Consider the following 610-nt stretch of genomic DNA (forward strand, 5'->3'; position numbering starts at 1 on the left):
TGGTCACCGTGCAATCGCGCACCGGCGATGGCACCGCACCGCAGGCGCTGCTCGATCAAGTGGCCGCCATGCTCACCGATGACGACGTGCGGCCGATGACGGACGAAGTCGCCGTGCAGAGCGCGCAGATCGTCCCGTACGCCATCCGTGGACGCGTCTACACCTACGCCGGCCCCGACTCGGCGGTGGTCATGCGCGAAGCGCTGCGCAGCCTGCAAGCGTATCTGGATGAGGCGCATCGGATCGGCCGCGACGTGCCCGAGTCGGCCATCAAGGCCAAGCTGTTCGCCGATGGCGTGCAACGTGTCGAGCTGGACTCGCCTGCAGCCGACATCCGGATCAGCCGTACCCAGGCCGCCTACTGCACATCGATCGACATCGTGCACGCCGGCATCGATGAGTAATTCCCCGCTGCCGCCCAATGCCACGCCGATGGAACGCGCCCTGGCGGCCGTCGCCGAGCGCCTGCAAGCGATCCCGCTCCCGTACCCCGATCTGTGGAACCCGGACACGTGCCCGGCCGGCCATCTGCCATGGCTGGCGTGGACGCTCTCGGTCGACGACTGGAAGGCCGACTGGAGCGATGCGGTCAAGCGCTCGCGCCTGCGCA

General features: G+C 68.4%; 2 protein-coding genes. Both read left to right on the forward strand.

Annotated features, from left to right (window positions below; genetic code table 11):
* A partial coding sequence (locus tag ABS769_RS22530) for a baseplate J/gp47 family protein (RefSeq protein ID WP_350498300.1) occupies nt 1–404 on the forward strand: 404 nt, incomplete at its 5' end.
* A partial coding sequence (locus tag ABS769_RS22535; protein WP_350498301.1) for a phage tail protein I occupies nt 397–610 on the forward strand: 214 nt, incomplete at its 3' end. The genes ABS769_RS22530 and ABS769_RS22535, both read left to right, overlap by 8 nt.

Origin of the sequence: Xanthomonas hortorum (genome assembly GCF_040279205.1) — a bacterium.
Lineage (GTDB): Bacteria > Pseudomonadota > Gammaproteobacteria > Xanthomonadales > Xanthomonadaceae > Xanthomonas > Xanthomonas hortorum_F.